Genomic DNA, 12,423 nt, shown 5'->3' on the forward strand with positions numbered 1-12,423 from the left:
CGTTATAGGCGGCCCCCCTCCTGATCGAAGAGCTTGTTGTCGCGCTATAAGTGATTTCTGTGCCAGGAGTCAACTCTTCGGGCTGCCGGGGATGCGGGCGCCGGCAGATTCCTTTCTGATACTTCCGCGTGACTGGAGAACCCCCGGCAGACGAAATAACGTAGGCCGTCTCATCGGTCGCCGGGGTGGATCGCTATTCCTGTCCCCGGTTCCCGGCTCGCGGCATCGGTGGTTCCGGTAGGTGAGCGGGGTGGCGATCCCCCTTACCCCTCTCCCTGCAACGCTTCCGCTAGGCGCCCCCTCAGGACCCTGATGGTCTTCTCGCTCATCGCCCCGACGATGCCCGTGCATTTCACCAGGAACCGGGGAGCGGCCTGGATCAACTCGTCGCAGAAGAGATCGGGGATCTCTCGCGAGACATAATACTGGGCGTCGACCCGTGCTCCCCTTGCCTTTTCCACGAGTGTCGCCTCCTCCGGAGTGAAGTAATCAGAGAGAAGCCGTTCCATGAGCAGGATGGTGCAGGAGTGGTTTTCGCACCGTATCCCGGTTCGTGTGAGGACAGCGTAGAGGGAGAAGTACATCGCGTAGTATGCGGTCGTTATCCTCCAGTCGTGAGCGGTGATCGTCTGCATCGTCTCAAGGGCCTCTTCGGCCTTCTCCAGGTATGCCGACGCCAGGGTCTCGTTCGGGGCGGTAAGGGAGATCCCGTTCTTGATACGGCCGCACCATACGAGCTGGTCCATCATCCCACCGCCTTCTCGACGAAGTGTTCGGTGCCTTTGATCAGCACATGGTTCCGGAGCACTTCCTGGAGAAAGGGGTCTGTGTGGAGACTACGATCAAAGATCTCCACCGGGTAGACGGTGAGGTGAATCTTGATGCCGTAGGTCTTCCCGACTCTCTCGATCTCCTCCACCCGGCATTCTCCAGCGACGAAAAGGTCGAGGTCGGACTCCTCGTCCGCGGTCCCCTCGGCGTGGCTCCCGAAGACAGCACCGCATCCCTCGATAAGGGGGATGACCCGACTGAGAACTCCGGCGACGAAGGGTTCCTCTTCCCGGAGACAGATCCTCCGGTAGACTTCTGCAAGGGTGCAGAAGTCCCGTGCATGATCGCCCCGGCGCAGGGAGAATAGCCGCGTCCTGCCCCTGGTGGTGGAGCGGAGGACCTGCTTTGCCTCAAGGTATTCAAGGGTCGTCTGGGCCGTTCCACGGCTGATCGGAAGGCACCTGGAGACCTCCCGGATGTACATCTCGCGGTCGTAGCCCCGGGTGAAGAGAGAGAGAACCCTGAGATGGTCCTCCCGGATGTCCAATATTTTAGACATATGTCCAGAATGTTGGACAGTCCCCTGTATCAGGATTCCGGTTTGGGGTGGTTTCAATTTCTACTGTTTAGCGCGGCCCCGGTTCCCGGCCCGTTGCGGCCTGTTTTTGGTGTGAAACCGATTGGAAAGACCCGATGTGTAGATGCGTGTCACAGAAAAGGTTTATAGAAGGGCGTTGACTTTTCCGTCATGAATACCGGGATCGGTCTCCCGGGACGCGCCGGCAGGTGAAATCGGTGGAAGAAAAGCAATTCATGAACGGTACCGGTCGGGGAGGGCTGATCTGCATCGCCCTGCTGCTCTTCATCCTGGCCGGCAGCGGTATAGCGTGCGCATCTCCGGGTGGAGAACCGCCGGCCGATGCGGGGGAGGGCCGGGAGGCCGTGCTGGCGGAGCCCGGAGATACGACGACGTATCACGGTTCCGAAAGTGCGTACAGCATCTTCTACAACCCCGTGCTTCTCGCGTGCGGCCTGGGAGCCGTGCTCGTGCTCGCGGTGGGGTACGTCCTCATCCGGAGGTCCCGCGGGAAGGACGCACCGTGAGCGTGGCTCGGAGGTACGCTCCCCTGCCTCCAGGCACCTGAACGACTTTGGGAGCTGACTATGGATAAGGGAGGGGCCATTTCCAGGGTACCCGAAAGAACCGGGTATTCCGGGAATGGGATGTTTGCTCCCGCCAATCCTCCGGCAGCAACCATGGAGGGCCGATGGACTCAAAGAAGATAATAGGAGTATTGTTGGGGATCGCCGCCGTGCTCTCTGCAGTCCTCTTCGCTTTCCTCCTGGTGAGTACGGATTGTGCCGGTGATGACGAAGCCGCACACGGCGGGATCGACCGAGTGTCCGGGTATGACCGGATGACCCGGATACTGCGAAACGACAGCGAAGTCCGGGACCTGATCGAGGGAGGCTACATCTTCAAGGGCGGTGTATTCAACGAGACGGGAGAATCGGTAGCATTCATCTGTCTTCCTCCTCTCCGGCAGGCGGCGTCGGACTCCGGCCCTGCGGCACGGGAGAGTATCGATGCCTATAGAGTGGTCACCGCCGTTACTGATGCCGGCGGCGAGACTGTCGGCCGGGAGAGCACCGTCAATACCACCGGCTGGGAGAACTACAATATTATCCTCGACACACCCAACGGGACGGTATCATCCGTTGAACGGGTAGAACAACTGCCCGAATGGGTGAAACAGATCGATGTCACCGCTGTGCCGTGACGTTGACCGGAGCCCATGCGGGAGCGGGTAGGGTACCCCAACCGCGCCCGGTCAGCCCGAATGGTTGTAATCCGGGTGCCCCGGCCTTGCGGTCGCCGAAAAAAGCGTCTGAGGAAAGAGATGTCCGGCGGGAGCGATTCTCTCTCGACCGCTCGCGCGCAGAACAACAACCCTTAAGAGGAACCTTAAGAGAGTTACTACTCAAATGCTCGATCAGTTCAAGGGCTGTCTCCTCGGGGCCGCCATCGGGGACGCGCTCGGCATGGCGCGGGAGAGCACGCCGCCGGACTTCCAGCGCCTCCACGAGGGCTACCGCCGTGCCTGGCGGGGGCACCCGAACGCCGGGTTGAAACCCGGGCAGTTCACCGACGACACCCAGATGATGCTCCTTGTGGCAGAGATGCTCGCCGACGGCACCTACTCGGAGAGTGCCTACGCTGCCGCCCTTGCCCGGATGTACGCGAACGAGGAGCTCCGATTCCCCGACGGGGCCGTGGACGCCGCGTGCCGCCATCTCCTTCTTTCCAGCGGCAAACCCGGCGGCGTCTCCTCCAACACCGCCGGCTGCACCGGGATCGCCGTCCCGTTCGGGCTTCTCTACGGTGACCCCATCGACGTGACCGAACGGGTGGTCCAGGCCTGCAGCGTCACCCACACCCACCCGGCGGCGCACGCGGGAGCGGTCACCGTCGCGATGCTCGTCCACCACGCCGTCCGCGGCCGTCCCGACGCCCTCTCCGTTGCCGGGAAGCATGCCGTCCTCGAGGACGTCGCCCTCGGCAACAAGATCCGCGACGCCGTGAATCTTGCAAAAGAAGGGATCAGCCTCGAAAGCGCTCTATCAGTGATAGGAAACGACGTCACCGTCTACCAGACCGTTCCGCTCGCGTTCTTCCTGATCAACAGGATCAAAGACGTCACGGCCCTCCTCACCACCGCGGCGCACGTCGGCGGGAACACCGACACCATCGCGCTTATCTGCGGAGCCTACGCGGGCGCGACCTACGGGAAATCCGCCCTCCCGCCGGATCTCCTCGACGGGCTCGAGGGAAGAGATGAGATCGAATCCATAGCCGCCCGGCTCTACGAACGCTACACCGCAAAGCCTTAAGATTCTATAAAAGACACTCTCTTCTTATGGAAATTGCGATTATCGGTGCATCCGGATACACCGGCGGCGAGTTAATGCGGCTCCTGCTGCAGCACCCGTCCGCAGATGTCGTCGCCGCGACATCCCGGAAACTGGACGGCACCCCCGTCGCCTCGGTGCACCCCCACCTCCGGGGACTAACCGATCTCGTCTTCCGGAACACCGGGGCCGGCGATATCGACGCCGACTTCGCCTTCCTCGCCGTCCCGCACACCGCGGCGATGAAGGTTGCCGGAACGCTTGCAGAGCGGGGGATCAGGACCGTCGACCTCTCGGCCGACTACCGTCTCCCAAAAGACGTCTACGAAAAGATCTACGGCGTGACCCACGAAGCCTACTTCGAGGCCCCCTACGGTCTCCCCGAACTGCACCGCGACGAGATCCCGGGCGCCTCCTTCGTCGCGAACCCGGGCTGCTTCCCGACGGGGGCGACGCTTGCGGCGGCGCCGCTCGCAAAATTCGCCCACACCATCATCTACGACTCAAAGACCGGGGTTTCGGGCGCGGGAACCTCCCCCTCCGCGACCACCCACTACGGAAACGTCGGCGACAACTTCAGCGCCTACAAGTGGACGACCCACCGGCACCTCGCGGAGATGAAGCAGGAGGTCGCCCGGCTCGGTTCAACCGCCCGGTGCTACTTCACGCCCCACCTCCTCCCGGTGAACCGGGGCATCCTGACGACGGCCCATATCCTCCTCCGCGAGCCGATGGAGCAGGACGAGGCCGAGGCGCTCTATAAGGAGTTCTACGCCGACGAGTTCTTCGTCCGCTACCAGAAACCGACCCTCGCGGCAGTCCGCGGGACGAACTTCTGCGACGTCGCCGTCGAGAGCGAGGGCGACCGGATCGTCGCGGTCTCCGCGATCGACAACCTGGTCAAGGGCGCGAGCGGCCAGGCGATCCAGAACATGAACCTGATGTGCGGGTTTGCGGAAGACACCGGTCTGCGCACCGCCGGGATGCTCCCCTGAGGTGATAAAGATGAAGGTAAGAGACGTTATGACCCCGGACCCCGTAACCGTCCGGGTCGACTCGCCGGTGAGCGAGGCGGCGGGACTGCTCCGGAAGTACCACATCGGCGGGCTTCCCGTGATGGACGGTGACCGGGTGGCGGGAATCGTCACCGAGACCGATATCCTCTCGCTCCTCGATACCGGTGACCTCTCCGACGATCTCTGGCTCCCCTCGCCGCTCGAGGTGATCGAGGTGCCGGTCAGGGAGTTCATCAACTGGGAGCGGACGAAGCGTGCGCTCACCGATATCAGCAACATGGAGGTGCGGCGGGTGATGAGCAGCCCGGTCATCGCCATCGACGAAGACTCGGATATCGCCGATGCGGCTTCCCTGATGCTCCGCGAGGGGATTGCACGCCTCCCGGTCCTCCGCGACAACAAACTGGTCGGGATCGTCACCCGGGCGGATATCGTCCACGGCCTCGGGGCGTCTTCGGGGGAGGAATCGTGAAGAGTATCTGTGCGGTCGAGGGCGTCACCGCCTCGGGGATCAGGGAAGGAAAGTACGGGCTCGCCCTGATCCGGGCGAGCGGAACCGCTGCCGGGGTCTTCACGTCGAATAAGATGCGGGCGGCCCCGGTCGAGGTGATGATGGAGCGGATAGAGAGGGGAACACTCGATGCCGTCATCGTCAACAGCGGGTGCGCGAACGCCTACACCGGCGAGCGGGGCTACCGCGACGCGGTGGAGATGTGCGGGATCGCGGCCGGGGCGCTCGGTCTCGACCCCGGGTCGGTCGGCGTCGCGAGCACCGGGGTGATCGGGCGCTACCTCGATCTCGCCTGGATCCGCGACCAGTGCGGGCGGGCGGCCCCGCTCCTCGCCCGGAGTGCTGACGCCGAGGATGCGGCGGCGAGGGCGATCATGACCACCGACACCTTCCCCAAACACGCCCTCGTCCGGACGGAGTCGTTTGCCGTCGGCGGGATCACCAAGGGAAGCGGGATGATCGCCCCGAACATGGGGACGATGCTCGCGTTCATCTACACCGATGCCGAGGTCGAAGCCCCGGTTCTGCAGGACATCCTCCGTCAGGCGACCCGGCGGTCGTTCAACCGGGTCGTCGTCGACGGGGACACGAGCACGAACGATGTCGCCTTCTGCACCGCGACCGGCGCCGCAGGCCGGGTTGACCGGGCCGAGCTCGCGAGGGCAGTCGAGACCGTCTGCCGCGACCTCGCCGTCCAGATCGCCCGCGACGGCGAAGGGGCGACGAAACTCCTCGAGGTGACCGTCCGCGGCGCCCCCGACGAGGACGCCGCCGCCGCCGTGGCGCGGACGGTCGTCGCCTCCCCGCTCGTCAAGACCGCCGTCTACGGCGAGGACCCGAACTGGGGCCGGGTTGTCGCGGCGGCGGGGAGAGCCGGCGTGGAGTTCGACCCCTACGCCGTCTCGCTCCGGGTCGGGGAGATACCGCTCGTCCGCCGCGGCGAAATCGTCGCCGATCTCGGAGCGGCGAAGGCCGCGATGCGCGGTGCGACCGTCGCGTTCGACCTCGACCTTGCGGCAGGCGACGGAAAGGCGACCGCGTGGGGGTGCGACCTCACCGAGAAGTACGTAGAGATCAACGGGAAGTATACGACATGAAACGAGAAGACGTGCTGATGGAGGCACTCCCCTACATCCAGAAGTTTTACGGCAAAACGATCGTGATCAAGCTCGGCGGCCACGCGATGGTCGACCAGAGCATCCTCGAGACGGTGATCCGGGACGCCGTCCTTCTCCGCTACGTCGGGATGAAGGTCGTCCTGGTCCACGGCGGGGGCCCGGAGATCACCGCAAAGATGCAGGCGATGGGCAAAGAGCCCAAATTCGTCGGCGGCCTGCGGATCACCGATCCCGAGACGCTCGAGATCGCCCAGATGGTTCTCGTCGGCAAGATCAACGATGGCATAGTCTCTCTCATCGCAAACTGCGGCACTCGTGCGGTTGGGATCTCCGGCAACGACGGCAACCTCCTCATCGCCCGGAAGATGGACCCGCAGCGGGTGCAGGTCGGCGAGGTCATGCAGGAGGTGGATCTTGGCCAGGTTGGCGAGATCGAGGAGGTCGATCCCGAGGTGCTCCACTGCCTCCTCGCCCAGAACTACATCCCGGTGGTGGCCCCGATCGCCATCGACCGGCAGGGCCGGAGCCTGAACATCAACGCCGACACGGCGGCCGCCGAGATCGCGATTGCTCTGGGCGCGTTCAAACTGGTCAACTTAACGGACGTCGACGGGGTGATGGACGCCGACCGGACGACGGTCTACCACCGCCTCTCGCTCACCGAAGCGGAGGCGATGATCGGTGCGGGGGTCATCGCCGGCGGGATGATCCCGAAACTCGAAGGATGCATGAAAGCGGTCAGGAACGGTGTCGCGAGCGCCCACGTCGTGAACGGCAACCGGGAGCACAACCTGCTCCTCGAGCTCTTCACCGACCAGGGCGTCGGGACGATGCTCACCCTGTAACCTTTTTTTACGTGGCCATAGCAAAACGCTCTGGCCGATGCGGCCCCGGAGGCGCTTTGGGATAACCTCTATGGCAGGTTGCCGTCCCCGCTGCACTCCCGCTGCCGCTCTTCGTTCATCTCGATCAGGATCTCAAAGATCCTTCTGACGGCGACCGGGTCGATCCGGCTCTCGACGGCGTAGGTGAAGACCCGGTCGAGGACCACTCTCCGCTGCTCCTCGTCGCGGATGGGGAGACCGTTCTCCTGCTTGAAGCGGGCGATTCTCGCCGCGAGTTTCTGCCGTTCCGCAACCAGATCGATGATCCGCTCATCTATCTCCTGGACTCCGTTCCTGACGGCATCAAGGGACATATTACATGATTGAATCCGGGCGGGGAATAAACCTGATGGCCCGGCCCCCGGGAAGCGAAGGATATTATGATGCCGGGACAAACCTGGTACCAAATATGCTGGAACGAATACCGCCACGCGAACGCCGGGATCTCCTGATCGCGTGGCTTGCCATCTCGATCGCCTTCACCCTGATCTACGTCAGGGGTGGGATTGACGTCATGGGGTTGGTCTTCTTCTTCGTGATGTCGCTCGTCACGGTGGGCGTCGCCTTCGTCCTCCACGAGCTGGCGCACAAGTTCGCCGCCATGCGTTACGGCTACTGGGCGGAGTTCAAGAAGGATAACCAGATGCTCCTCGTCGCCGTGGTGCTGGCAGCGCTTGTGGGAGTGGTCTTTGCGGCACCGGGGGCGACTTACATCTACGGGAATGCGACACGGACCGAGAACGGGCGGATATCGGCGGCAGGGCCGATCACGAACCTCCTCCTCTGCATACCGTTCGCGGCCCTCATGCTCTTCGGCGGCGGGCTCCTCGCCGTCGTGGGCCTCGTCGGGCTCCGGATCAACGCGATGATCGCGACCTTCAACATGCTCCCGATCAGTGTTCTCGACGGGCGTAAGGTTCTCGCCTGGAACCCTGCCATCTTTGCCGTGCTCATGGCCGCCTCTGCCGGCCTCCTCGTCTGGTCGCTCATCTGAGGGACCTTCTCCTTTTTCAGGATCGTGGGCTGAGGAGCCCCCCGACTTCAGTCAGGGGTAGTTGACGCCTTCTTCAGGGTGAACCGGAACGCCGCGCCGCATTCAGGCCGGCCCGGCACCCGGTCGTCCACCCGGATCCGGCCACCGTAGCGTGTAATAAGCATCCGGGTGATGTAGAGCCCCAGTCCCTGGCCGCTCTTCCGGTTCCTGTTCTGCCCGAACCGCATGAATATGGTATCCTTCATCCTGTCGGGAACCCCCGGCCCGGTATCCTCGACAGAGACCACGATCTCGCCGTCGTTCTCCTCCACCCGGACGGTGACCTCGACCTCCGACCCCCCGAACTTGACGGCGTTCCCGATGAGGTTCGTGAAAACCTCGGGAAGGAGCGGGTCGGCCATGACCACGAGGTTCGTGCCCTCGTAGCGGATCCGGCTCCCGGAGAAGATCCCGCTCTCGTCCCGGATCACCCTATCAAGGTCGACCGGCACGAGATCGGCCGATTCGTGATGGATGCGGCGGATCGTCGAGACGTTTCTCAAGATCTCGACGCTCTTCCTGAGGCTGCTCCTGAGTTTCTCTGCGTAGCCTCTCGCCTCCCCCTCGAGCATATCGACGAGAAGGTCGGTGTAGAGGCCCGAGACGTTCTCGGCGTTCCTGATATCGTGGCTGAGGATATCGAGATAGAGGTTTGCCTCCCGTTCGGCGGTCTCCAGCTGCCGGATCAGCATGGTGCGCTCGATGGAGGTGCCGATCTCCCTCCCGATGGCCGTAAGGAGAGATCGGTCGGCGTCGGTGAACCGATTGCCGGCCTGAGCTACCACGTTCAGGGCACCGATGACCCTCCCGTGCGCCATGATCGGGATGCTGGCAGACGGGTGCGGTGTTCCTTCTCTCTCCCCGGGGTAGCGGAGATCGGGGTAGTCGTCGAAGAAGCGGGTCTCCCCTGCCACCAGCACCCCTGTGTAGGGCTGGACGGTGATGTCCGGGATGCACGGCTGCGGAGGGAATCCTTCGGGAAGGCCCTGCACGCAGACGAGCCGGGCGCTCTGCCTCCCCGGCTCGATCAGGTAGATCCCACCGCCGGAGAGCTCGAGGAGGTCGAGGGTTGCCGTGAGCACCCTCTCCAGCGTCTCGCCGATGTCCGTTGCGGACGCCGATGCGCCGATGATCCGGTTTAAGACCGAGAGCTCGCGGTTATGGGCCTGGATCTCGGCTTCGGCCTGTTTCTGGCCGGTGATGTCGGTGAGCGAGGCAGTGATGCAGATGGGGATTCCGTCGCTGTTCCTGACCAGGTTTCCGGAGAACATGGTATAGAATATTGTTCCATCCCGCCTCCTGCCGATCCGCTCGCCGATGTGCCTGCCGGTGTGGACGACTTTCCGGAACGTATTCAGGGCATCCTCCTCGTCCTCCCAGAGTTCTTTGACCAGCCTCCCGATCACCTCGGCGGGGGAGCCGTAGCCCCACATGGAGAGGAATGCCTGGTTGACGTAGGTCAGGCGGCCATCGAGATCGGCGATGGTGAACGCGCTCGATGACGACGCTATCGCCATCTCCCGGATCCGGAGCTCCTGCTCGGCCTGCTTGCGTTCGGTGATATCGATCCCCGAGCCCATCGTGCAGATCCGTCGACCCGCTTCATCGGTGACGAAGGAGAGGGCAAGTTGCATGGGGAAGGTCGATCCGTCTTTTCGCCGCGCTTTCACCTCGCCCGACCAGGCGCCGTTCCGGATGAAATCCTTTTTGACCCGGTTCATCTCCTCCGGGTCGGCCCAGAGCACCGAGACCGGCTGCCCGACGATCTCCTCCTGCTCCCACCCGTGCATGGCGAGGAAGGCACGGTTGACGTAGATGATCCCCATGTCGAGATCGGAGAGAGAGATGCCTTCGCGTGCCGAGGCTATCGCCATATCCTTGATCTGGAGTTCGAGCTCGGCACGTTTCTGACTGGTGATGTCGCGGATGGAGCAGAGTGTCCCGGTGACGTTCCCGTGCTCGTCGTTTAAGGTGCTGACGGTCATACCGACGAACATGGTCTCTCCATCCCTCTTCCGGTGGACGGTGACGCCGCGCCAGGCCCCGGAAGCCCGGAGGGCATCCCGTGCCTCCCGTTTGTCTTCCGGGTCGATCCACTGGTAGGTGAAGAGATCCCCCTCAGGCCGGCCGAGCCCCTCGCCTGAAGGAACGCCGTAGAGCCTTTCTGCGGCCCGGTTCATGTAGGTGATCCGCCCCTCCGTGTCGGCCGCGATCACGGCGTCCTCCACCTGCGAGAGCACCCGGGCCTGGAGCCGGAGCCGCTCTTCCGCCCGCTTCCGGTCGGTGACGTCGCGGCTGATCCCGAGCAGTCGCCGGACGGCACCGTCGGCTTCAGCCATCGGGATGAGGCGCGCCTCAAGCCAGACGCCCCCATCGTCCCCGGGTATCAGGGTCTCCTCGGTGAGGATCTCCCCGGGTGACTTCGCCGCGGTCCGGATCGTCGTGAGCCATCGATCCGCAACGACAGGCGGAAACAGGTCCCTGATGTTCTTCCCCCGGATACTCTCCAGATCCGTGCCGAGCAGGCGGATGCCGGCACTGTTCACGTAGAGGACATCCCCTTCTACACTGATGAGGAAGATGACATCCGGCGCCAGTTCCGCAAGCGTCCGGTAACGCTCCTCGCTCTCCCGGAGCGCCTGCTCCATGCGTCGCTCCTCGGTGATATCGACGGCGGTAGCGAGGATGCAGACAGGATTTCCGGACTCGTCGGTGACGATGTTCGCGGTCACGTGGGCGGTAAACTCCGTTCCGTCGACTCTTCGACCGACCAGTTCTCCGGTGGTCACCCCCCGCTCGGCGAGCGTGCAGAGGGCCTCTTCAACCTTTTCGGGGTCTGTCCAGGGTGTCGAAAGATGTTTCCCGAGGACCTCATCGAGATCGGCGAACCCGCACATCGCGAGCAGCGCCCGGTTGGCAAACGTGATGTACCCGTCGAGGTCAGCGATGGCGATAGCGGCAAACGACGACTCGATTGCCATACCCCGGATCAGGAGTTCTTTCTCCGCCTGTTTACGCTCCGTAATATCGGAATGCGTCCCCGCGATCCTGAGCGGTTTCCCGTCGCCGTCGCGGCGGACCACCCGGAGCCGGTCGAGGATGTAGACCCACTCCCCTGATGCCGACCTCATCCGGAACTCCATCTGACAGTGATCGCGTTTTCCGGCGGCCATATCGGTGAGAACTGCTCCCACGCGGCCGCGGTCCTCCGGGTGGACGAGTGAGAGGATCGCAGGAAGCGTGGGCACGAATGCTTTCGGCTCGTAGCCGAGCATCGTGAAGGTCCGCTGACTGTAAAAGATCGTGCCGGTGCCGACGTCCCAGTCGATCAGCCCGTCGTTTGCTGCCGAGAGCGCGAGGTTCAGCCGCTCCTCGCTCTTCTGCAGCGCTCGCTCCGCACGCTTCCGCTCGGTTACGTCAAGGAGCGACATCACCGAGCGGGCCGTCCCCGGAATCAGGCCGATGGTGACCTCGACGGCGTGAAGGTTTCCGGAACAATCGATGAACGTGAAGGAGTAGTTCTTCGGCGGGGCTGCAGGATTTTTCCGCCGGAGGGTGTGGTATCCCATGAGCCGCCGCCGGTCATCTGCATCGGCAATGAAATCGATCAGCTGCTTTTTGCCGACGATCTCGGCGCGCGGGTATCCGGAGAGCCGCTCGAACTCAGTGTTCGCCACCGAGATGGTGCCGTCGCCCTCGATGAGGATCGTCGCCGTCCCGGTGTAATCGACGATCACTTCGTAATCCCTGCTGTCCGGGGCTTCCCGGAGCCGGAGCACCCACCCCTTCCCGGAAGGCGCCCGGGAGCCCGAGCAGCGATACCGCCGCTCTCCGCCCGGGCCCGGGAGCCGGCACTCGAACTCCGGGATCCTGTCCCCGTTCGCAAGGTTGCTCATCGCCCCGAGTGCGTCGGCGATCCGTCCGGGCTCGCTCCCGGGCACGCCGAGCATCCGGCGGCAGGCCGTGTTCTCCCAGATGATGCCGGCATTCTCATCGAACACGAGGATCCCGTCTTCGAGACTTTCAAGTACCCGGTAGTCCAGCTGCGCGGCGTAGGGATGTTCCGGTGGCTCGGCGGGGGTCACGTATAGGTCCTTCTGTGGTCCTGAAAAGCATCCTTAAGGTGCTTACTGAAGATGGAGGTTATCAAAACATATTAATCTGTTCCGGTTTGCGAACC

The 12,423-nt window shown here is 63.5% G+C and carries 12 protein-coding genes; 8 read left to right on the forward strand and 4 right to left on the reverse strand.

Annotation, left to right across the window (positions count from 1 at the left end; genetic code table 11):
* Positions 1-263: 263 nt before the first annotated feature.
* Both HL657_RS01820 and HL657_RS01825 read right to left on the reverse strand, forming a co-directional pair.
* On the reverse strand, positions 264-746 hold the full coding sequence (locus HL657_RS01820) for a HEPN domain-containing protein (RefSeq protein ID WP_209727678.1): 483 nt from the start codon (positions 744-746) through the stop codon (positions 264-266).
* Positions 746-1,330, reverse strand: a complete 585-nt coding sequence (locus HL657_RS01825) for a nucleotidyltransferase domain-containing protein (protein WP_209727679.1) — start codon at positions 1,328-1,330, stop codon at positions 746-748. Before HL657_RS01825 ends, HL657_RS01820 begins: the two co-directional genes overlap by 1 nt.
* Positions 1,331-1,566: 236 nt before the next feature.
* Here HL657_RS01825 and HL657_RS01830 point away from each other — a divergent pair, with 236 nt between their 5' ends.
* The 7 genes from HL657_RS01830 to argB all read left to right on the forward strand — a co-directional run bounded on the left by HL657_RS01830 (position 1,567) and on the right by argB (position 7,171).
* A complete protein-coding gene (locus HL657_RS01830; RefSeq protein ID WP_317295134.1) occupies positions 1,567-1,875 on the forward strand; it encodes a hypothetical protein in 309 nt (102 codons plus the stop codon).
* Between the two features lie 164 nt (positions 1,876-2,039).
* Positions 2,040-2,552, forward strand: coding sequence for a hypothetical protein (locus HL657_RS01835; protein WP_317295135.1), 513 nt, complete (start codon positions 2,040-2,042; stop codon positions 2,550-2,552).
* A gap of 205 nt (positions 2,553-2,757) precedes the next feature.
* Entirely contained in the window at positions 2,758-3,663 is a 906-nt protein-coding gene (locus tag HL657_RS01840; RefSeq protein ID WP_317295136.1) for an ADP-ribosylglycohydrolase family protein, read from the forward strand.
* A gap of 26 nt (positions 3,664-3,689) precedes the next feature.
* The gene (argC, locus tag HL657_RS01845; RefSeq protein ID WP_317295137.1) at positions 3,690-4,676 is read left to right on the forward strand and encodes an N-acetyl-gamma-glutamyl-phosphate reductase; all 987 of its coding nucleotides are present in this window, start codon (positions 3,690-3,692) and stop codon (positions 4,674-4,676) included.
* Positions 4,677-4,686: 10 nt separating this feature from the next.
* Positions 4,687-5,169 carry a CBS domain-containing protein gene (locus HL657_RS01850; RefSeq protein ID WP_317295138.1) on the forward strand — a complete coding sequence of 161 codons (483 nt, stop codon included), beginning with the start codon at positions 4,687-4,689 and terminating at the stop codon, positions 5,167-5,169.
* Entirely contained in the window at positions 5,166-6,305 is a 1,140-nt protein-coding gene (argJ, locus tag HL657_RS01855; protein ID WP_317295139.1) for a bifunctional glutamate N-acetyltransferase/amino-acid acetyltransferase ArgJ, read from the forward strand. The genes HL657_RS01850 and argJ overlap by 4 nt, the downstream gene beginning before the upstream one ends.
* Positions 6,302-7,171 (forward strand): acetylglutamate kinase, encoded by an 870-nt coding sequence (gene argB, locus HL657_RS01860; RefSeq protein ID WP_317295140.1) that lies wholly within the window; start codon positions 6,302-6,304, stop codon positions 7,169-7,171. Before argJ ends, argB begins: the two co-directional genes overlap by 4 nt.
* A gap of 68 nt (positions 7,172-7,239) precedes the next feature.
* On the opposite strand, the gene HL657_RS01865 is transcribed toward argB, so the two are convergent.
* A complete protein-coding gene (locus HL657_RS01865; protein WP_317295141.1) occupies positions 7,240-7,524 on the reverse strand; it encodes a chorismate mutase in 285 nt (94 codons plus the stop codon).
* Positions 7,525-7,619: 95 nt separating this feature from the next.
* On the opposite strand from HL657_RS01865, the gene HL657_RS01870 reads away from it, so the two are divergent.
* Positions 7,620-8,204, forward strand: coding sequence for a site-2 protease family protein (locus HL657_RS01870; protein WP_317295142.1), 585 nt, complete (start codon positions 7,620-7,622; stop codon positions 8,202-8,204).
* 47 nt (positions 8,205-8,251) lie between these two features.
* On the opposite strand, the gene HL657_RS01875 is transcribed toward HL657_RS01870, so the two are convergent.
* A complete protein-coding gene (locus HL657_RS01875; RefSeq protein WP_317295143.1) occupies positions 8,252-12,328 on the reverse strand; it encodes a PAS domain S-box protein in 4,077 nt (1,358 codons plus the stop codon).
* Between the last annotated feature and the right edge of the window lie 95 nt (positions 12,329-12,423).

Source organism: Methanoculleus nereidis (assembly GCF_032944295.1).
In the GTDB taxonomy this organism is placed as follows: Archaea; Halobacteriota; Methanomicrobia; order Methanomicrobiales; family Methanoculleaceae; genus Methanoculleus; species Methanoculleus nereidis.

Coding starts and splice junctions, on each gene's coding strand:
- HL657_RS01820 (WP_209727678.1), bottom strand. CDS start 746: ATGGACCAGCTCGTATGGTGCGGCCGTATCAAGAACGGGATCTCCCTT.
- HL657_RS01825 (WP_209727679.1), bottom strand. CDS start 1,330: ATGTCTAAAATATTGGACATCCGGGAGGACCATCTCAGGGTTCTCTCT.
- HL657_RS01835 (WP_317295135.1), top strand. CDS start 2,040: ATGGACTCAAAGAAGATAATAGGAGTATTGTTGGGGATCGCCGCCGTG.
- HL657_RS01840 (WP_317295136.1), top strand. CDS start 2,758: ATGCTCGATCAGTTCAAGGGCTGTCTCCTCGGGGCCGCCATCGGGGAC.
- argC (WP_317295137.1), top strand. CDS start 3,690: ATGGAAATTGCGATTATCGGTGCATCCGGATACACCGGCGGCGAGTTA.
- HL657_RS01850 (WP_317295138.1), top strand. CDS start 4,687: ATGAAGGTAAGAGACGTTATGACCCCGGACCCCGTAACCGTCCGGGTC.
- argB (WP_317295140.1), top strand. CDS start 6,302: ATGAAACGAGAAGACGTGCTGATGGAGGCACTCCCCTACATCCAGAAG.
- HL657_RS01865 (WP_317295141.1), bottom strand. CDS start 7,524: ATGTCCCTTGATGCCGTCAGGAACGGAGTCCAGGAGATAGATGAGCGG.
- HL657_RS01870 (WP_317295142.1), top strand. CDS start 7,620: ATGCTGGAACGAATACCGCCACGCGAACGCCGGGATCTCCTGATCGCG.